This is a genomic window from Streptomyces albiaxialis, assembly GCF_039530985.1.
Taxonomy (GTDB): Bacteria; Actinomycetota; Actinomycetes; order Streptomycetales; family Streptomycetaceae; genus Streptomyces; species Streptomyces albiaxialis.
The window spans coordinates 819,384-838,618 of record NZ_BAAAPE010000001.1; the positions used below are offsets into that span (position 1 = coordinate 819,384).

A 19,235-nucleotide genomic window follows, 5' to 3' on the forward strand; every position below is an offset into this window, starting at 1 on the left:
CCCGCGCCCTCCGGGCCGTCAGATCAGCCCGTGCTCGCCCAGATAGTCGAGCTGCGCCCGTACGGACAGTTCGGCCGCGGGCCACAGGGAGCGGTCCACGTCCGCGTAGACATGGGCCACCACCTCGGAGGCCGTACGGTGGCCCTCCTCGACTGCCGTCTCGACCTGGGCGAGACGGTTCGCGCGGTGGGCCAGATAGAAATCGACGGCCCCTTGCGCGTCGTTCAGCACGGGACCGTGTCCGGGAAGGATGCGGGACACGCCGTCGTCGACCGTCAGGGAGCGCAGACGGCGCAGGGAGTCCAGGTAGTCGCCGAGCCGCCCGTCCGGATGGGCCACCACGGTCGTGCCGCGGCCCAGGACGGTGTCGCCCGTCAGCACGGCGGCGTCGGCGGGCAGATGGAAGCAGAGCGAGTCGGCCGTATGGCCCGGGGTGGGCACGACGCGCATCTCCAGGCCGCCGGTCGCGATGACGTCCCCCGCCGCCAGCCCCTCGTCCCCCAGCCGCAGCGCGGGATCGAGCGCCCGTACGTGCGTACCGGTCAGCTCGGCGAACCGGGCCGCGCCCTCCGCGTGGTCCGGGTGGCCGTGGGTGAGCAGGGTGAGGGCGACGCGCTTGCCCAGCCGTTCGGCGGTGGCGACGACCGTACGCAGATGGCCGTCGTCCAGCGGTCCCGGGTCGATGACGACGGCGAGGTCGGAGTCGGGCTCGGCGACGATCCAGGTGTTCGTGCCGTCGAGCGTCATGGGCGACGGGTTGGGGGCGAGCACGCAGTACGCGCGGGGACTCGCCTGGCCGTCGATCGCGCCGCCGCGCGGCTGGCCGGGCAGTGCTGCGGCGTCGGTCATGCGGTATCCGTCCCCTTGTCGGTCCGTTCGTCGGCCGGCCGGTGGCCCTCTGGGTCGACGCGTTTGGTGAACTCGTCGTGCCCCGGCCACGTCAGCACGATCTGCCCGTCCTCCAGACGCGCCCGCGCGATCACGGGCGTCAGGTCGCGCCGTACGGAGGCATCGAGCGCCGCCGCGGCCGTACCGTACGGACGCAGTTCCCGGAGGGCCGCGATGGTCGGCGGCATCATCAGCAGCTCGCCCCTGTCGTACCCGTCGGCCGCGTCCCCTGGGCGCACCCATTCCGTACGGTCGGCCTCCGTGGACGCGTTACGGGTGCGCTGCCCCTCGGGGAGGGCGGCGACGAAGAACCAGGTGTCGTAGCGCCGTTCCTCGAACTCCGGGGTGATCCAGCGCGCCCAGGCGCCCAGCAGGTCGCTGCGCAGGGCGAGCCCCCTGCGGGCCAGGAAGTCGGCGAAGGACAGCTCCCGCGCGACGAGGGCCGCGCGGTCCTCCTCCCAGTCGTCGCCGGTCGTGTCGGCCACGACGGTGCGCGCGTCGGGTCCGGCGAGCAGGACGCCCGCCTCCTCGAAGGTCTCGCGTACGGCCGCGCAGACGATGGACCGCGCCGTCGCCTCGTCCGTACCGAAACGGTCCGCCCATTCCGCAGCGGTCGGACCCGCCCATTTGGTCTCGCGTGTGTCCCTGGGATCGACCGAACCGCCGGGGTACGCGTAGGCGCCGCCCGCGAAGGCCATGGAGGCGCGCCTGCGCAGCATGTACACATCGGGGCCGCCCCGCGCGTCGCGCAGGAGCATCACGGTCGCCGCGCGCCGCGGGGTGACGGGCGTGAGCTCTCCCGCCGCGAGCGCCCGGATGCGCTCCGGCCACTGCGGCGGGTACCACTGGCCGTTCGCCGGGCCGTCCTTCCGTCCGTCCGACGGAGGTGGCCCGGCCGGTGCGGGCGGAGAAGACGACATGGGCGGATGCTACGGCCCGCCGCCTCGATGTTCGAGAGGCAGCGGGCCGTGACGATCAGCACGCGGGAGCGGGGGCCGCGGCGCCCCGTCCGTCACTCGGTGATCTCGACCTGCATCTCGACCTCGACGGGCGCGTCCATCGGCAGCACCGCGACGCCGACCGCGCTGCGGGCGTGGACGCCCCTGGCGCCCAGGACCTCGCCGAGCAGTTCGCTCGCGCCGTTGATGACGCCCGGCTGGCCCGTGAAGTCCGGAGCGGAGGCGACGAAACCGGTGACCTTGACGACACGCGCGATGCGGTCCAGGTCGCCGGTGACGGACTTGACCGCCGCCAGGGCGTTCAGCGCGCACGTCCGCGCCAGCTCCTTGGCCTCCTCGGGGGTGACCTCGCCGCCGACCTTGCCGGTGACCGGGAGGGCGCCCTCGACCAGGGGGACCTGGCCCGCCGTGTAGACGTAGCTGCCGGACCGCAGCGCGGGCACGTAGGCGCCCGCCGGGGTGGCCGTCTCGGGCAGGGTCAGCCCCAGCTCGGCGAGCTTGTCCTCGACGGCGCTCATGCGGCCTTCTCCCGCTTGAGGTAGGCCACGAGCTGCTCCGGATTGTTGGGCCCGGGAACGACCTGGACCAGCTCCCAGCCGTCCTCGCCCCAGGTGTCCAGGATCTGCTTCGTCGCGTGCACGAGGAGCGGCACGGTCGCGTATTCCCACTTCGTCATGGGGACGACCCTAATCCCTCGCGACTAGCCCGAGCGCGCGCTGGTTAGGCTCCCAGCCGTGAGCAGGCTCCACGTAGTGACCGGCAAGGGCGGGACCGGCAAGACGACGGTCGCCGCCGCCCTCGCGCTCGCGCTGGCGGGCGAGGGGCGGCGCACGCTGCTCGTCGAGGTCGAGGGCAGGCAGGGCATCGCGCAGCTCTTCGAGACCGAGCCGCTGCCGTACGAGGAACGGAAGATCGCCGTCTCCCACGGCGGGGGCGAGGTGTACGCGCTGGCGATCGACGCCGAGCGCGCCCTCCTCGACTACCTGCAGATGTTCTACAAACTGGGCAGCGCCGGACGGGCGCTCAAGAGACTCGGCGCCATCGACTTCGCGACGACCATCGCACCCGGGCTGCGGGACGTCCTGCTGACCGGAAAGGCGTGCGAGGCGGTGCGCCGCAGGGACAAGCACCAGCGGCCCGTGTACGACGCGGTGGTGATGGACGCTCCGCCGACCGGACGGATCACCCGTTTCCTGGGCGTCAACGAGGAGGTCGCCGGGCTGGCCAAGGTCGGCCCCGTGCACAACCAGGCGCAGGCCGTGATGCGCGTCCTCAAGTCACCCGAGACAGCGGTCCATCTGGTCACGCTGCTGGAGGAGATGCCGGTGCAGGAGACCGTGGACGGACTGGCCGAGCTGCGCGCCGCGGGGCTCCCGACCGGCGCGCTCGTGGTCAACATGGTGCGGCCCTCCCTGCCCGGCGAGGAGCACCTGGACGCCGCCGGGGAGCGCACGGCGGACCTCGCGCGCGCCTTCGCGCGCGCCGGTCTGGGCGGCGCCCGCCGGGGCGGCCACGCCGAGCGCCTGGTCGCGCCGCTGCTGGCCCAGGGCAGGGAGCACGCCGAACGCGTCAGGCTGGAGAGCGGCCTGCGCGCCGAGCTGCACGCGCAGAACGCGCCCGTACGGGAACTCGGCCTGCTCGGCGAGGGAGTCGAGCTGGCGGGCCTGTACCGGCTCTCCACCGAGCTGCGCGAGCAGTGGCCGTGACGGCCGCGCCGGCGGCCGGGAGAGCCGGGAGAACCGCGAGTGCGGGCGCCGAGGCCGCGAGTGCGGGCGCTGGCGCCGGAAGCGCGGGCGCTGACGCCGCGAGAGGGGAGACATCATGAGCACCGGGGACACGGCGGCCTCCGAGGCCCCGCTCGACGCCGAGGCCCCCCTCGACATCGACCCTCTGCTGGACGATCCGAGGACCCGGATCGTCGTGTGCTGCGGCTCGGGCGGCGTCGGCAAGACGACGACCGCCGCCGCGCTGGGCGTACGGGCGGCGGAGCGCGGCCGCAGGACGGTGGTGCTGACCATCGACCCCGCGCGCCGTCTCGCGCAGTCGATGGGCCTGTCCGAGCTGGACAACACCCCGCGCGAGGTCCCCGGGGTGGACACCTCGGCGGGCGGCGAGCTGCACGCGATGATGCTCGACATGAAGCGGACGTTCGACGAGATCGTCGAGGCGCACGCGGACCCCGAGCGGGCCAAGGCGATCCTGGAGAACCCCTTCTACCAGTCCCTGTCGGCCGGTTTCGCCGGTACGCAGGAGTACATGGCGATGGAGAAGCTCGGCCAGCTCAGGACGAGCGACGAGTGGGACCTCATCATCGTGGACACGCCCCCGTCGCGCTCGGCCCTGGACTTCCTGGACGCGCCGAAGCGGCTGGGCTCCTTCCTGGACGGGAAGTTCATCAAGCTGATGATGGCTCCCGCGAAGGTCGGCGGGCGGGCCGGGATGAAGTTCGTGAACCTGGGGATGGCCGGGCTCTCGATGTTCACGGGGGCGCTCAACAAGCTGCTGGGCGCCGGGCTGCTCCGGGACGTACAGACGTTCGTCGCGGCGATGGACACCATGTTCGGCGGCTTCCGCACCCGGGCCGACGCCACCTACCGGCTGCTCCAGGCGCCGGGCACAGCCTTCCTCGTGGTCGCGGCTCCGGAGCGGGACGCGCTGCGCGAGGCGGCGTACTTCGTGGAGCGGCTGGCGGCCGACCGCATGCCGCTGGCGGGGCTGGTGCTCAACCGGATGCACGGAACGGACGCGGCCGGGCTGAGCGCCGAACGGGCGCTCGCGGCGGCGGAAAATCTTGAGGACCGCGGCATTGTGGATCGCGGCCCGGGGAAGGGTGAAGGGCGAAACGCCCCGTCGGCCGGTTCCGAGGGCATGGCTCCCGAGGACGGCTCCCCCGTCACAGACGGCCCTGGCCCCGCCAGGCCCGCCGCCACTCCCTCGCACGCCGACGGCACCTCGCACGCCGCCAAGAGTTCACGGACCTCTCCCGTCACGGAGAAGTCCGCGCCGCCGCCCGGCCCGTCGCACGCCGACGCGCCGGACGCGACCGTTACCACCGCCGCAGGCGCGGCAGACACGACCGGGGGGTCAGCACACCAGGCACCGCGTACGCACGACACGCACAGCGCACCCACGGCCGGTCCGGCCGACGCCTCCTCAGGGGACGGTTCCGCGTCCGCCGCCGACACTCCTCCGTCGCCGTCGGCGCACGCCGCCCGGACCGATGACGTCGATCACGCCGATGGCGCCGGTCGCGCCGTGGACGCCGACAACACCGTGGCCGACGAGAACACCGTGACCGACGAGACCGACGAGACCGCGCAGGTGGACCTGCTGGCCGCCGGTCTGCTCCGGCTGCACGCGGAGCGCATGCGGCTGCTCGCACGCGAGCGGCGCACGCGTGACCGATTCACGGCCCGGCACCCCGAGGTGCCCGTGGCCGAGGTCGTCGCGCTGCCCGGGGACGTACACGATCTCGCGGGCCTGCGCACCGTGGCTGAGCGGCTGGCGGGGCAGGCACGGCAGACCGGCACGTCCTGAGGCACGGCCTCGTGATGCGACCACGTGATGCGGCCTCGCGATGCGCGGGGCGCCAGGACGTCCGCGCACGCCGTGACGTACGCGTCGTGAGGTACGCGTGCGGCCGCCTTCCGGCCGCCGCCTGGCGGGCCAGGACACGCTGCGCGTACCGCTCGCGCCACTGGTGCCTCTGGTGCCGCACGTGTCGTGGGAGCCGTTGTGCCCGTCGCTGCTGTCCGTAAAAGTCAGTAGCCGTCGCTCTGTGCCGCGGCTCCGCGCGGTGTGGCCCGGGGGCCCGTGCATGCACGCGAGTGGCACGCGTTGTCCGTGTCGCACATGTGGCTCAGCCCATGACGGCGTGCCTCGTGCCGACGCAGCTCGTGCCGACGTGGCTCGTGCCGGTGTCCGAGCGGCCCGTCTGCCGTCCGGACGTCGGGGCTAGCCCGCCGCGGCGTAGTCCTGCTCTGCTTCGTCGAAGTCCACGGGCAGCATTCCGCCCGTGCTGCGCTCGTACTCCGAGCGCGCTGTCTCCAGCAGACGGCGCCACGAGGTGACCGTCGGGCGACGGCGCAGCAGCGCCCTCCGCTCCCGTTCGGTCATACCGCCCCAGACACCGAATTCCACACGGTTGTCGAGAGCGTCCGCGAGGCACTCCGTCCGCACCGGACACCCGGTGCATACGGCCTTGGCGCGGTTCTGCGCCGCCCCTTGCACGAACAGTTCGTCCGGATCCGTAGTGCGGCACGCTGCTTGCGCGCTCCAGTCTGTCACCCAGCTCATAGCCGGCGCCGTCCTCTCCCGAATCGAGGCTCCCCCACGGCGGCGAACGGCATATTCACCGTTGCCAGTTGAGGACGTTACGGAAGGCAGGCAGGGCGCAACACCCCCTGCGGGCCCAATCTTGAATGGCCCGAACGGACTATGCGTACGCGGCAGATCACCCAACGGAGTGAGCGGGTGACAAGCGCGACCTTCCCGGCGCATCCGGGCAGTTCAGGTGCCCTTCACCAGGTCTCCACCGGGCTTGCGGGGGGTAGCCGGACATGCGTCTTACCGATTTCTCCTGGCATATGACGGAAATCCGGGCAGTTCTCATCACTCACTTGAGTGACTACGAGGGCGAGGGAGAGGCAGTGACGAAGAACCGCAGAAGTGACGTGTGTGAGAACGAAACTGAGCTCAGCCTAAGCGACCGTGCATCCCCCTGTCCGGCGTTTGGCTCCATTGCCGTCCGACAGCTCCCGGCACACCGGACCCCGGCGTACGGCCACTCCCGTCGTAGGCTCTCCCCATGGCTAAGAAGCGCGCGGGTGGCGGACTGACCGGTCCCCAGCAGGTCGCCAAGTTCGTCGGCGTCAGTGTGCTCGCCGGTGCCGTGATGGCGGGGCTCGCGCTGCCCGCGATCGGGACGCTGGGCCTGGCCGCCAAGGGGACCGTCGAGGGCTTCGACGAGCTGCCGGTCAATCTCAAGCGCCCGCCGCTCAGCCAGCGCACCACGATCCTGGACGCGAAAGGCGACGAGATCGCGAAGGTCTATTCGCGCGACCGTACGGTCGTGGACCTCAAGGACATCTCCCCGTACATGCGCCAGGCGATCGTCGCGATCGAGGACGCGCGCTTCTACAAGCACGGCGCCGTCGACCTCAAGGGCGTCCTCCGGGCACTCAACCGGAACGCGCGGTCCGGCGAGGTGTCCGAGGGCGCCTCGACGCTCACGCAGCAGTACGTCAAGAACGTCTTCGTCGAGGAGGCGGGCAACGACCCGGACAAGGTCGCCCTCGCCACCCAGCAGACCGTCGGCCGGAAGATCAAGGAGCTGAAGTACGCGATCCAGGTCGAGGAGGAGCTGGGCAAGAAGCAGATCCTGGAGAACTACCTCAACATCACGTTCTTCGGCCAGCAGGCGTACGGCGTGGAGGCCGCCTCCCAGCGGTACTTCTCCAAGTCGGCCAAGGACCTGTCCCTGGAGGAGTCCGCGCTGCTCGCCGGGATCGTGCAGTCGCCGAGCCGGTACGACCCCGTCAATGACGAGCAGGAGGCGAAGAAGCGCCGCAACACCGTGCTCAACCGGATGGCGGCGCACGGCGACATCTCCAGGACCGAGGCGGCCGACGCCAAGAAAAGGCCCATCAAGCTGAACGTCAGCAGCCCGCAGAACGGCTGCATCACGGCCGTGAAGGGCGCGGGCTTCTTCTGCGACTACGTGCGCGAGGTGTTCCTCAAGGACCCCACCTTCGGCAAGACGTCCAAGGTGCGGGCCAAGCGCTGGAACCAGGGCGGCCTCACCATCCGGACCACCCTCGATCCCAAGGCGCAGCAGTCGGTGCGCGACTCGATCGAGCAGCACGTCAACAAGTCCGACAAGGTCGCCACGGCCGTCTCGATCGTCGAGCCCGGCACGGGCAAGATCCTCGGCATGGGCCAGTCACGGCCGTACGGCTTCGGGAAGGACCAGACGCAGATCAATCTGTCGGTCGACCGCAGCATGGGCGGCGGCGCCGGCTACCAGCCCGGATCGACGTTCAAGCCGGTGATCGCGGCGGCGGCGCTCGACAGGGGCATGAGCCCGTACAAGTCGTATCCCTCGCCGTACCGGATGCAGTATCCGTCGCCGGTGAAGACGTGCAAGGGCGACTGGAAGGGCAAGGCGCCGGTCGAGAACGAGAACCGGTCGGAGAAGGGGCCGTACCGGATGAAGGAGGCGACCGCGAAGTCGGTCAACACCTACTTCGTCTCGCTCATCTCCGACACCGGCATCTGCCCCGTCACCGACATGGCCAAGAAGATGGGCATCGACCGGGCCGACGGCAAGAAGATCGACCAGGTGCCGTCCATCTCGCTCGGTACGCAGGAGATGTCGCCGCTGACCATGGCCGAGGGGTACGCGACCTTCGCCAACCGGGGCGTCCACTGCACGCCGGTCGCCATCGAGTCCATCACGGACGCGCGGGGCAAGAAGCTGCGCGTGCCCAAGACCTCGTGCAAGCGCGCCATGAAGACGAAGACGGCCGACACGGTCAACTCGCTCCTGCGGGGCGTGGTCGAGGACGGTACGGGCAAGAAGGCCGGCCTGAGCGGGCGCGACAGCGCGGGCAAGACGGGTACGACGGACCAGCGGTACGCCGCCTGGTTCGTGGGCTACACCCCGAACATGTCCGGCGCCGTCTGGGTCGGCGACCCCGCGCACCGTACGCAGATGGTCGACATCACTATCGGCGGCGTCCCGTACGACAAGGTCTTCGGTGGTGAGGTCCCCGGTCCCATCTGGCGGGACGCGATGCAGGGCGCCCTGGCGGACAAGCCCTCGCCCGACTTCCACCGCGTGAAGATCCGCGACCCCGACAAGGGGCGCGGCGGCGGTCACGGGAACGACGACGGCGGGGACGATGGCAGGGACGACGACCAGAACCCCGGTCCCGGCGGCCCGGACCCTGACCCCTGGCCGGACGTCACCGTCCCGCCGGACCTCATCGGCGGCGGCGACAACGGCGGGGGCAACGGGAACGGCGGCGGAAACGGCGGCGGAAACGGCAACGGCGGCTGGGGCAACGGCGGCGGCGACGGCGGCGGTTGGGGCGACGGCGGCGGAGGCTGGGACGTCGGCGGCGGCTGGCCGTAAGCCGGTAGCCGTGGCCGTAAGCCATAGGCCATAGGCCGTAAGAGGCGGCCGTAGGGCCTGGGACATGCGTAAGGGGCGCTCTCCATGGGAGGGCGCCCCTTACATTTCTTGCCCGGCGGGCCCCGGGCCCGTACGGGCTTACGGCCTACGGCTAGCCGGCGAGCTGCTTCTTCACCGCGGCGGCGACCCGGCCGCCCTCGGCGCGGCCCGCGACCTTGGGGTTGACGATCTTCATGACGGCGCCCATGGCGCGCGGGCCCTCCGCGCCCGAGGCGCGCGCCTCGGCGACGGCCTCGCCCACGAGCGACTCCAGTTCCTCGTCCGAGAGCTGCTTCGGCAGATAGTCCGCGAGCACCTCGCCCTCGGCGCGCTCCCGCTCGGCCTGCTCGGCACGCCCGCCGTCCGCGAAGGCCTCCGCCGCCTCGCGGCGCTTCTTCGCCTCGCGCGTGATGACCTTCTGCACCTCGTCGTCGGAGAGTTCGCGTGCCTCCTTGCCCGCGACCTCCTCCTTGGTGATCGCGGCGAGGGTCATCCGGAGGGTGGCGGAGCGGAGCTCGTCGCGTTCCTTGATGGCCGCGGTGAGGTCGTCCTGGAGACGGGATTTGAGCGTGGTCATGCGCTCAGTGTGCCAGGGGGCCAGTGTGCGGGACCCACTGCGCCGTACTGGTGGCGTCTGCGACGATAGGACGATGCGCGCGCAATACCGCATCCCCCTGGCGGCGTCCCTCGGCATCACGGCACTCGGCGCGGCATGCGTCGGCTACGCGGCGGGGGTGGAGGTCCGCTCCTTCCGCCTGCGACGGGTGACCGTGCCGGTCCTCCCCCGCGGCATGCACCCCCTGCGGGTGCTGCAGATCTCCGACATCCACATGGTCAGCGGGCAGCGCAAGAAGCAGCGATGGCTCCAGTCCCTCGCGGGCCTGCGCCCGGACTTCGTGATCAACACCGGGGACAACCTCTCCGACACCGAGGGCATCCCCGAGGTCCTGGACGCGCTCGGCCCGCTGATGGAGTTCCCCGGCGCGTACGTCTTCGGGTCGAACGACTACTACGGTCCGAAGCCGCGCAACCCCGCCCGGTATCTGCTGGAGAAGGTGAGCGGGCGGCACGGGCTGAACGGCAATCCGCCGGTCGTCGGCGCCGTCCACAATCCGTGGGAGGGCCTGCGGGACGCCTTCGACGCGGCCGGCTGGGTCGGCCTCTCCAACACGCGCGGCCGGATCAAGCTCGACGGCGGCCAGGAGATCGCCCTGACCGGCCTGGACGACCCGCACATCAAGCGCGACCGCTACGGCGAGGTCGCGGGCGGCCCCGAGGAGGACGCGGACCTCTCGCTCGCGGTCGTCCACGCCCCGTACCTGCGCGTCCTGGACGCCTTCACCGCCGACCGCTACCCGCTGATCCTCGCCGGCCACACCCACGGCGGCCAGGTCTGCGTCCCCTTCTACGGCGCCCTGGTCACCAACTGCGACCTGGACACGGAGCGCGTGAAGGGCCTCTCCACCCATCGCGCGGGCGGCCACGAGTCGTACCTCCACGTCTCCGCGGGCTGCGGCACCAACCGCTACACCCCGGTCCGCTTCGCCTGCCCCCCGGAGGCGACGCTCCTCACACTGACGCCCCGCGAGGACTGACCCTGGCGGGGCCCGGGGCCCCACCAGAAACCGGATTTCGCGTCACGGCTCACCTGGGCTAAAGTAGTCGTCGTTGCTTCGGGGTGTAGCGCAGCTTGGCAGCGCGCTTCGTTCGGGACGAAGAGGTCGTGGGTTCAAATCCCGCCACCCCGACTGAAGAAACAGCAGGTCAGGGGCCTGATCCGTATCATGGATCAGGCCCCTGACTCGTTTCCAGAGATCGTTTGGGAGAAATCTGGAAGAAGGTCTTGATCAGCTTCTCCCAGCGGGTGTCGGCTGGGGTCCTGCTCCAGACCACGGGTACGGGTCTCTGTCTCTGCACATTCGCGAATCGCCCCCCGTGCGACCACATCAGCCCAGCTGTCGAGATCCGCTGCCGCCCGGTCGTGCCCCGACAAGGCCAGGGCTGTAACGGCCCGTCGTGCGAGTGTCAGATGGTGGCACCCGATGCGGCCCACGTCGCAGGCGACGCGGTCGACGGCTCGCCTGGGGACGACCAGCATCGGCTGGCGGAACTTCGCTGGGTGGCTGCGCCCAAATCCCGCTGCTACAGACGCCGTTGTCAGTGGCGGATTGCATCATCGCCCGCATGGCTACAGCACAGGCAAGTGGTGAAGCGGCCCAGGGACATCACCAGTCGCGCTTCCGGTCCTGGGTGAGATTCGATGGCGACCTGCTCCAGCGTCACCCCCGGACCGCGATTCCTCGCGACCCGCACGACGTCCTGGCGGAACTCTTCCGGATACGGCTTCGGCACAACGACATCCTTCCCGCCCCCACCCCCCACCCCACAGGGCAAGCCAGTTCAGATGTCACCCGATCATGCATCAGACCCGGGCGAGGACTGGCCCCGTAGTAAGGGTCTGGAGCTGGGACGGTGGCTCGTGAAACGCGAGCTGGGCTCCGATGCGGCGAACGGCGTCGAGATGATGATGGAGTACGAGGCGCGCGGCACCATCTGGGAGACCCACGCGCCCCGTTCCCGCTGACCTCCCCCTGGCCGGACGCCGGTTCCGGGCGGCCTCAGTGGTGGTCATGGCCGCCGCGGCCCGTTTTGCCCGGCCCCGGTCTTCCGGGCTTCTCGCCTGGCTCTACGACCGCGAACTGGCCCATCAGCCCCTGGTCTTCGTGGTACAGGATGTGGCAGTGGTACATGTACGGCATGTCGCGGTCGCTGTGGTCGCGGAAGCGCATGGCGAGGCGGAACGGGATGCCGGGGCGGGTGTGGACGGTGTCCTTCCAGCCTGCCAATTCGGGGGGTGGCGGTTTGCCGTCGACGGAGAGCACCTGGAACTGGACGTCGTGCACATGGAAGTTGTGCTGCGTACCGTCGGTGGCGGTGACCTCCCACACTTCGGTCGCGTCCAAGTCCACCGCGAAGTCGATGCGGCGCATGTCCATGCTCTTTCCGTTGATCGTGAAGCCAGACAGCTCGAACTTCCGGTCCACGGCCGTGGTTCTGGGGGCCAGCGCCGGTGCGGGGGCGAGTTCGTCCGGCAACCGGGGTGAGGGTTCGAGCGCACGGGCGGCGCGAAGTTCGAGGATGTCCAGGGCGTCGTCCCCGCCGGCGAATCGGCGGTCCCAGAGGTTCAGTCCGAGGTCGGGAGGGAAGCTGCGCAGCACGGCGCGCTCCCCGGGGCGGAGCGTCACCACGATCTCGGCGCGTTCGGCCGGGGAGAGCTGGATACGAGTGGTCTTGTACGGCGCTGGGAGCAATCCGCCGTCGGTGCCGACGAGCGCGAAGGGCCGGTCGTCGGCGAAGCCGAAGCGGTAGATCCGGGCGTTGGAGGCGTTCAGCAGCCGCAGCCGGACGCGTTCCGTGGTGACCGGGTGGTGCGGGCCCGTGGTCCCGTTGACGCAGATCACGTCGCCGAGGAGACCGACCTCGCTCATGCGGGGGTGGCTCTCGTCGAGCTGGTTGGCGTCGTCGAGGCGCTTGTCCTGGACGATGACGGGGATGTCGTCGACCCCGTAGCGGCTGGGCAGTGCGCCGCCGGTGGGCCCCGTCTTCGGGGTCTTCGGGTCGTCCAGGATGAACATGCCTGCCAGGCCGCGGTAGACGTGCCGGGCCGTCTCACCGTGGGGGTGCGGGTGGTACCAGAGCGTCGCGGCAGGCTGGTCGATGGTCCAGGTCGGGGACCAGGTCGCGCCCGGTTTCACGGGCTGGTGCGGGCCGCCGTCCATGCGGGCGGGCAGGTGCATGCCGTGCCAGTGCAGGCTCGTCGTCTCCCGCAGTCCGTTCCGTACGTTCACGCGTACGGTCTCGCCGCGCGCTGCCCGCAGCGTGGGGCCGAGGTAGGAGCCGTTGAGGCCCCAGGTGGCGGTGGGGCGGCCGGGGCGCAGCCGGTGCTTGCCCGGCGCCGCGCGGAGGTCGAAGACCTTGCGGCCCTCGGCGTCACGGCGGGCCGGGGCCAGGGGCGGGATGGCCAGGCGTCTCTCGAACTCCACACGGCCCGCGGTGTCGATGTCGGCGGACGCCCACCACCATCCGAAGGCGCCGCCCGTGCCGACGGCGGCGGCGCCCACGCCGCCCAGTCCGGCCTTCAGCAGTGTGCGGCGCTTCACATGTCCTCCTCAGGGCGTGCCGGGGCCGGTGTTCGGTGCGGATGCGGGTGCGGGTGCGTGGGCATGCGGGGCTCCTGCCATCAGTGCGGGGCGGTGCGGTGGGGTGAGCGCGGTGCTCACAGGTCGAGAGCGATGCGCGGGCCTCGGGCCCGCGAGACGCAGGGGTAGATGACGTCGCGGCGCTCGCGCTCGTGCTCCTGCAGCACGCTGTCGCGGTGCTCGGGTGTGCCGCCGACCACGCGGGTCTCACAACTGCCGCAGATCCCGTCCGCGCAGGAGAAGTCCAGCGCGGGCTCGACCTCACGGAGGGCGTCCAGCAGGCTGCCGCCGGGCTCGACGCGTACGACCTCGCCGGTGCGGGTCAGTTCGGCCTCGAAGGGCTCGTCGGTCTCAGGGCCGGGCCGGTCAGCGGCGCAGAAGCGTTCCGTGTACAGCCGCCCGTGGGAGCAGGTCGCTCGCATGGCGGCGGAGACCGCGTCGAGCATCGGCACGGGCCCGCAGGAGTAGACCGCCACGCCCTGCGGTGCGGCGCTCAGGAGTTCGTCGAGGGCGGGACGCGGGTCCGTGTCCGAGGCGGTCACTCCGGCCCGGCCCGGATACCGGCGGAGCAGGTCGTCGGCGAACGCCATCGCTGCGCGCGTACGCCCTCTGTAGAGCAGCTTCCAGTCGGCGCCCTCGGCGTCCAGCCGCCGGATCATCGAGAGGAACGGGGTGATACCGATCCCGCCCGCGACGAATACGTACGCTGGGGCCTCGACCAGCGGGAAGTTGTTCCGGGGGCCGCGGATCGCGGCGGTGGCACCGGGCCGGAGCTCATGCGCCTCGGCGGAGCCCCCACGGCCCTCGGGCTCCCTCAGCACCGCGATCCGGTAGGCGGCCACGGCTCCCTCGCCGACCTGTCCGCCCTGCCTGTCCCGCCCGCCCCGACTGCTGTAGAGGGAATACTGGCGCACCCTTCCGGACGGCAGGATCAGGTCGACATGCGCCCCCGGCTGCCACGGCGGCAGCGTGCCACCATCTGTGCGCCGCAGTTCCAGCGAGACGACGCCGTCGGCGAGCTGCTGAACCTCGCTCACGGTCACCGGGGTCTGCGTGACGGGTGTCTTCTTCTGGGCCGGGACCCTCGCCCCGTCGCGGCGCGACCGCCCGCCGCCGCGTCCCCAGCGGGTCCGGCCCCCGGGCTTGACGACGGAGAGGATGACCGCGATCCACAACAGCAGGGTGAACGTGGCCAGACAGACCGCCAGTGTGACGCCGGTGCCGCCCGGCTCGGCGGCGGGGTCCTTCGTCAGCGCCTGGAGACTCCTGATCCACTTGCTCTCGAAGAAGGCCGCGACCGTCGGCAGGCTCAGCGCGATGACGAACTTGAGCAGCACCCACCAGTGCCTGACCAGGCCCCACGGTGTCCCGAGCGAGAGGACCAGGCCGGAGAGTACGGACACCGCCATGCTGGGGATGACGAGGGTGAGGTCGAACAGGTGCATGAGCTCGTAGGCACCATGCCGGACCGCATGCGTATCGGCGGTGAGACCTGCCACGGCCAGCACCGTCATCCCCAGGGACAGACCCAGCCAGCTCACGGCGACGCCGATGTGCACCGTCAGCCAGACCTTGCGGGCCCTGCGCCCCAGCCGTGGGAAGCGCGGCTTGAGCAGCACGACGAAGACCGCGGACAGCACCATCCCCGCCAGCGGCTCGAAGTTACCGAAGCTGAAGAGGAACTGGAGCGGTATGAACAGGAGATGGAAGACGATGAGGGTCTTGCGGGCGCTCGCCGCACGCGCCTCACGGGACGGGCGCCGCAGGGCGACGGCGCAGGCGGCCACCAGCGGCGCGGCCAGGAGATAGCCGATCACGCCGGCCTGTTGAATCACGGGGAAGACGCCGTCCTTGCGCAGGCTCAGCACCAGCGCTGTGCCGACGCAGAAGAGGGCGAAGACGAGCTGTCCGTTCCGCACAAGGCCGGGTCGCCGAGGTGCGGCGGGGGGCCGGGAGCGCTGCGTGCCGGTTCCGGCGCGGTTCCGGTGCGGGCGGACGAGTGGGGTTGTCGTTGGCATGGGGCCAGCCTCGCGAGGGCGGTGGCCGCCCGGCGTCCGCCGATCACCGTGCACAGTGTCAACGGAATGGCGCAGACCCCCGGCGGCCCCGTACAACTATCGACGGACGCTCCCCCGACACGGCGCGGCTAGCCTCACCCCATGAGTTGGTCCCAGCGCTATGCGGTCGTGCGGGAACGCGTGCGGCCGGTCGCCGACGTGGCGGTGGCACTCGCCCTCGCGGCGACCACCGCCGCGCAGGACGGCCGGTCCGCCAACTTCGCCTACCTTGATCCGTCCCCTTCGCCCTGGCTGGCCGTCCCGCTGGGACTGCTGACCGGCGCGGCGGCCTGGCAGCGGCGCCGCCGCCCGGAGCTGTTCCTGCTGTGCGCCCTGCTCTCCTTCGTCGCGCTGTCGTCATGGGTGGCGGTGCTGGTCGCGCAGTACACGCTGGCGGAGCGCACCACCTCCTGGCGGAAGGTCGCGCCTGCCACGCTGATCGCCCTCGTAGTGGTCGCCGTGCCGGTGTGGCGGATGGGCGGTCCCGACGCCGCCGCGCCCATCAGCCTGGGGATCTGTCTGCTGCCGACGCTGCTCGGACTCTACGTAGGCGCCCACCGCGCGCTCCTGGCGCAGCTCCGCGAGCGCGCCGAGCGCGCCGAGCGGGAGCAGCACCAGCGGGTGAGGCAGGCCCGCAGCGACGAGCGAGCCCAGATCGCCCGGGACATGCACGACGTGGTCACCCACCGAGTCTCACTGATCGTGCTGCACGCCACCGCGCTCGAAGCCGCCAAGGGCGAGAGCGCCCTCACCCTCGGCCGCCAGATCGGCACCATCGGACGCGAGGCCCTGAGCGAACTCCGCTCCCTGGTCGAAGTGCTGCGCTCCGAAGCGGACGTACCGCTGGCCCCTCAGCCCGGCCTGGCCGAACTGGAGGACCTGGTGGCCGAGTCCCGCCGTACCGGCATACCCGTCACCCTGACGATGACCGACGGCGACGGCGACGAGCTGCCCGGACTGCCGGCGCTGGTCGAACACGCCGTCTACCGCGTCGTCCAGGAAGCACTGACCAACGTCCGCAAGCACGCAGGTGACGCCGAGACCCGCGTCGAGATCCGGCACACCCCGCGGCTGCTGCGGCTGTCGGTGACCAACCAGAGCGGCACGACGGACTGCACCCCCGACCTGCCCGGCGGCGGACACGGCCTCCTCGGCATCGCCGAACGCATTCGCCTCCTCGGTGGCGAGCTGACCGCCCGGCCTGCACGGGACGGCGGCTTCGAAGTCCTCGGCCAGATCCCGCTCGACGGGCCCTCACGCCCCACAGCACACCGCCCCGAGACCTCCCAGACAACGGAACCGGACCGATGAGCGAGACGAGCGAGACGATCAGCGTCCTGATCGTGGACGACGAATGGATGGTCCGCTCCATGCTGCGCACCATCATGGAATCCGCACCCGACGTCACCGTGGCCGGCGAGGCAGCCGACGGCAACACCGCGGTGAGCATGGCAGCATCCCTGCGACCGGACGTCGTCCTGATGGACATCCGCATGCCCCACGCCGATGGGCTGACGGCCACCGAACGGCTCACCCGCTCGGACCACCCGCCACACGTCGTCGTCCTCACCACCTTCGACCTGGACGACTACGTACGCACCGCGCTGCGCCACGGCGCGGTCGGCTTCCTGCTCAAGGACGCCACGGCAGACGACATGATCACCGCGGTACGCAGCGCGGCGCGCGGCGACGCCATGCTCTCCCCCAAGGTGACCCGCCGTCTGCTGCGGCACTTCACCGAGGACGACGGGCGACGCGGAACGCGGACCGAACAGCGGGCGGCCGAAGCACGGCAGCGCCTCGGCACCCTCACGGCCAAGGAACGCGAGGTCCTCGTCGCCCTGGGCAAGGGCCTGTCCAACAACGACATCGCCACCGCCCTGCGCATGACAGAGGCCACCGCGAAGACCCACATCAGCCGCATCCTCGCCAAGCTCTCCGCCGCCAACCGGGTCCAGGCCGCCATCCTCGCCCACCACGCGGGCCTCCTCGAATGAAGATCCCCTCGGCCTGACGGGAGCCATTGGGGAGCCGATCCGCTCCTCGAACCCCCGCGAGACCCCGTAAGACCGACCGAGGCCATGCCCTTGACCAGGGGGAACACCATCTACGCAGGCAAGATCACCACCGCCCGGTGCTGAGAGATCAGCGCCGGGCCTGTTCTGTTGTGTGCGGGAGGGCCGCGCTCCAACTGGGGGAAGCGCGGGCTCTCTTGGCATCGGGGTCAGAGCGTGAAGGCCTCGGTCAGGGTCCACACCGCCAGGGCCGCCATGCAGGCGGCGCCGATGCGCTGGACCGTCTTCAGGGGGACGCGCTGGGCGATGAAGCGGCCGACCAGGAGGGCCAGGGCCGAGACGGACATCAGGGCCGCGGCGGAGCCGATGGCGGTGGGGAGCCAGCCGTTGGTGGCGGCGAGGTTGGCCGTGGTGATCTGGGTGAGGTCGCCCCACTCGCTGATGAAGACCGCCGTGAAGGCCGTGGTGTAGACGGGCCAGAATCCGGTGACCGTGCGGGCGGCCCCGTCCTCCTCGTCGTCGTCCCCGCCGCGCAGCAGGACGAACGCGCCGAAGGCGAAGAGGGCGGCCGAGACGAGCTTGACGGCGATCTGGGGCAGCAGGCCGAGGAGGCTTCCCGCGCCGACCGCGAGGGCGACGTGCACGATGAACGCGGTCGAGGTGCCGAACCATACGTACAGCGGGCGCATGCGGGTGCCCATGGCCAGCGAGGCGAACATGGTCTTGTCGGGGAGTTCGGCGAGGAAGATCAGCCCGAAGGCGGTGACGATCGCCAGGGGGTCGAGTGTCATTCCGGGGCGCTTTCTGCTGGGAGCCGGGCCTTGAGGCTCGTACGACACCCAGTCGGGCGGCGGGGGAGTCCCTTTCGGCCCGGCATGACGGGACCGCCCGCACGGGGGTGCGGGCAGGATCATGCCTTGGCCGAAGGTCTCGTCCGCCCCGCACCTCGTGCGGCGGCCCGATGGCCGGGGCGTCCTCGGACGTCCAGTGTGTCGACCAGCGGTTCTCGGGACTACTCCCCTTCGCGACCATCCATACTAACCAACCCCGGACCCGCCTGGCCCGTCTGGCCCGGGCCGGGCCAGGCGGGTCCGGGCCAGACGGGCCAGGCGGGGCGCTCTACGCGCGGGCCGGGATCGGCACTACCGTCGCTGGAGACGTGAGCATGTCAGCCGTTCCGAGGAGGAGCCGCTATGCCGAGCACGTTCAGTGACGACGCCGCAGCCGCCCGCCGCCGCCGGGAAGCGGACGAAGAGGAGCGCCGGCGGAGGCGGGAGCGGGAGGAGGAAGAGCGGCGGGCCGCGCAGCAGCAGGCGGACGACGACCAGCGGCGGCAGCAGGAAGCGCAGCAACAGCAGCAGTACGAGGCCCAGCAGCAGCAACAGCAACAGCAGTACGACTGGTAGGCGCTGGTAGGCCCCTGCTTACTTCCAGGGGTCCGTGAACGAGCGGCCCGGCACCGGCTTGGCGATCAGGGCGATGGGCGTGAAGAAGCCGACCTGCCCTATCGCGCACATCAGCGTGGCGAACGCCCTGGGCTCGTAGTGCCGGGCCGCCTCGGCGTACAGCTCCTCCGGGACGCGCTCGCCGCCCGCGGCGGGCTGGAGGACCGCCTCCACCAGCGCCAGGGCGGCGCGCTCGGCGCCGGTGAAGTACGGCGAGTCCTTCCAGGACGCCACCGACGTGATCTGCTCCTCCGGCGCTCCCGCGTCGCGCAGGAACCCGGTGTGGAGGACGGTCAGATACGTGCTGCCGGCGATCTGCCCCGCCCTGAGGTGGACGAGGCTGATCGTGGTGCGGGGCAGCGAGCCGTTGCCGACGGCCTTGAACAGCGCCGCCGACACCTCCGCCAGCTCGGGCAGCAGCTCCGCCGGGTCCTCCGGCATCCTCGGGGCCTTCCGGATCTCCTCCGTGATCGCACCCATCTCGGTCTCCTTCTCTCT

Annotated in this window: 17 protein-coding genes and 1 tRNA gene; 8 read left to right on the top strand and 10 right to left on the bottom strand. The window is 71.2% G+C overall.

Annotation, left to right across the window (positions count from 1 at the left end):
- Positions 1–18: 18 nt before the first annotated feature.
- The 4 genes from ABD343_RS03535 to sp36 all read right to left on the bottom strand — a co-directional run bounded on the left by ABD343_RS03535 (position 19) and on the right by sp36 (position 2,523).
- Positions 19–849, bottom strand: coding sequence for an MBL fold metallo-hydrolase (locus ABD343_RS03535; RefSeq protein WP_344523804.1), 831 nt, complete (start codon positions 847–849; stop codon positions 19–21).
- On the bottom strand, positions 846–1,808 hold the full coding sequence (locus ABD343_RS03540) for an NUDIX hydrolase (protein WP_344523806.1): 963 nt from the start codon (positions 1,806–1,808) through the stop codon (positions 846–848). Before ABD343_RS03540 ends, ABD343_RS03535 begins: the two co-directional genes overlap by 4 nt.
- A gap of 92 nt (positions 1,809–1,900) precedes the next feature.
- Positions 1,901–2,365 carry a RidA family protein gene (locus tag ABD343_RS03545; protein WP_344523808.1) on the bottom strand — a complete coding sequence of 155 codons (465 nt, stop codon included), beginning with the start codon at positions 2,363–2,365 and terminating at the stop codon, positions 1,901–1,903.
- The gene (gene sp36 / locus ABD343_RS03550; protein ID WP_014178397.1) at positions 2,362–2,523 is read right to left on the bottom strand and encodes a Sp36 family protein; all 162 of its coding nucleotides are present in this window, start codon (positions 2,521–2,523) and stop codon (positions 2,362–2,364) included. Before sp36 ends, ABD343_RS03545 begins: the two co-directional genes overlap by 4 nt.
- A gap of 58 nt (positions 2,524–2,581) precedes the next feature.
- On the opposite strand from sp36, the gene bagA reads away from it, so the two are divergent.
- Complete coding sequence (gene bagA, locus ABD343_RS03555) at positions 2,582–3,553, top strand: ATPase BagA (protein WP_344523812.1); 972 nt, start codon at positions 2,582–2,584, stop codon at positions 3,551–3,553.
- Between the two features lie 115 nt (positions 3,554–3,668).
- Positions 3,669–5,384 carry an ArsA family ATPase gene (bagB, locus tag ABD343_RS03560; RefSeq protein ID WP_344523814.1) on the top strand — a complete coding sequence of 572 codons (1,716 nt, stop codon included), beginning with the start codon at positions 3,669–3,671 and terminating at the stop codon, positions 5,382–5,384.
- Positions 5,385–5,801: 417 nt separating this feature from the next.
- On the opposite strand, the gene ABD343_RS03565 is transcribed toward bagB, so the two are convergent.
- The gene (locus ABD343_RS03565) at positions 5,802–6,143 is read right to left on the bottom strand and encodes a WhiB family transcriptional regulator (RefSeq protein WP_344523816.1); all 342 of its coding nucleotides are present in this window, start codon (positions 6,141–6,143) and stop codon (positions 5,802–5,804) included.
- 511 nt (positions 6,144–6,654) lie between these two features.
- Between ABD343_RS03565 and ABD343_RS03570 the strand changes: the two genes are divergently transcribed.
- Positions 6,655–8,982: a transglycosylase domain-containing protein gene (locus ABD343_RS03570; protein ID WP_344523818.1), complete on the top strand. Its 2,328-nt coding sequence runs from the start codon at positions 6,655–6,657 to the stop codon at positions 8,980–8,982.
- A gap of 151 nt (positions 8,983–9,133) precedes the next feature.
- Here ABD343_RS03570 and ABD343_RS03575 read toward each other — a convergent pair whose 3' ends face one another.
- Complete coding sequence (locus ABD343_RS03575) at positions 9,134–9,598, bottom strand: GatB/YqeY domain-containing protein (protein WP_344523820.1); 465 nt, start codon at positions 9,596–9,598, stop codon at positions 9,134–9,136.
- A gap of 73 nt (positions 9,599–9,671) precedes the next feature.
- Here ABD343_RS03575 and ABD343_RS03580 point away from each other — a divergent pair, with 73 nt between their 5' ends.
- Together ABD343_RS03580 and ABD343_RS03585 are read left to right on the top strand one after the other, a co-directional pair.
- Complete coding sequence (locus tag ABD343_RS03580) at positions 9,672–10,616, top strand: metallophosphoesterase (RefSeq protein ID WP_344523822.1); 945 nt, start codon at positions 9,672–9,674, stop codon at positions 10,614–10,616.
- A 79-nt stretch (positions 10,617–10,695) separates the two neighbouring features.
- A tRNA-Pro gene (locus tag ABD343_RS03585) sits at positions 10,696–10,769 on the top strand.
- Positions 10,770–11,639: 870 nt separating this feature from the next.
- Here the strand turns inward: ABD343_RS03585 and ABD343_RS03590 are convergent.
- Together ABD343_RS03590 and ABD343_RS03595 are read right to left on the bottom strand one after the other, a co-directional pair.
- Positions 11,640–13,181, bottom strand: coding sequence for a multicopper oxidase family protein (locus ABD343_RS03590; protein ID WP_344523824.1), 1,542 nt, complete (start codon positions 13,179–13,181; stop codon positions 11,640–11,642).
- Positions 13,182–13,297: 116 nt separating this feature from the next.
- Complete coding sequence (locus ABD343_RS03595; RefSeq protein ID WP_344523826.1) at positions 13,298–15,139, bottom strand: 2Fe-2S iron-sulfur cluster-binding protein; 1,842 nt, start codon at positions 15,137–15,139, stop codon at positions 13,298–13,300.
- Between the two features lie 240 nt (positions 15,140–15,379).
- Here ABD343_RS03595 and ABD343_RS03600 point away from each other — a divergent pair, with 240 nt between their 5' ends.
- A complete protein-coding gene (locus tag ABD343_RS03600) occupies positions 15,380–16,588 on the top strand; it encodes a sensor histidine kinase (protein WP_344523828.1) in 1,209 nt (402 codons plus the stop codon).
- Complete coding sequence (locus ABD343_RS03605) at positions 16,585–17,274, top strand: response regulator (RefSeq protein ID WP_344523830.1); 690 nt, start codon at positions 16,585–16,587, stop codon at positions 17,272–17,274. The genes ABD343_RS03600 and ABD343_RS03605 overlap by 4 nt, the downstream gene beginning before the upstream one ends.
- Positions 17,275–17,501: 227 nt before the next feature.
- On the opposite strand, the gene ABD343_RS03610 is transcribed toward ABD343_RS03605, so the two are convergent.
- Positions 17,502–18,083 (bottom strand): TMEM165/GDT1 family protein, encoded by a 582-nt coding sequence (locus ABD343_RS03610; protein ID WP_344523832.1) that lies wholly within the window; start codon positions 18,081–18,083, stop codon positions 17,502–17,504.
- 402 nt (positions 18,084–18,485) lie between these two features.
- Between ABD343_RS03610 and ABD343_RS03615 the strand changes: the two genes are divergently transcribed.
- A complete protein-coding gene (locus tag ABD343_RS03615; RefSeq protein ID WP_344523834.1) occupies positions 18,486–18,698 on the top strand; it encodes a hypothetical protein in 213 nt (70 codons plus the stop codon).
- 18 nt (positions 18,699–18,716) lie between these two features.
- On the opposite strand, the gene ABD343_RS03620 is transcribed toward ABD343_RS03615, so the two are convergent.
- Positions 18,717–19,217 (bottom strand): carboxymuconolactone decarboxylase family protein, encoded by a 501-nt coding sequence (locus tag ABD343_RS03620; RefSeq protein ID WP_344523836.1) that lies wholly within the window; start codon positions 19,215–19,217, stop codon positions 18,717–18,719.
- Positions 19,218–19,235: the final 18 nt, after the last annotated feature.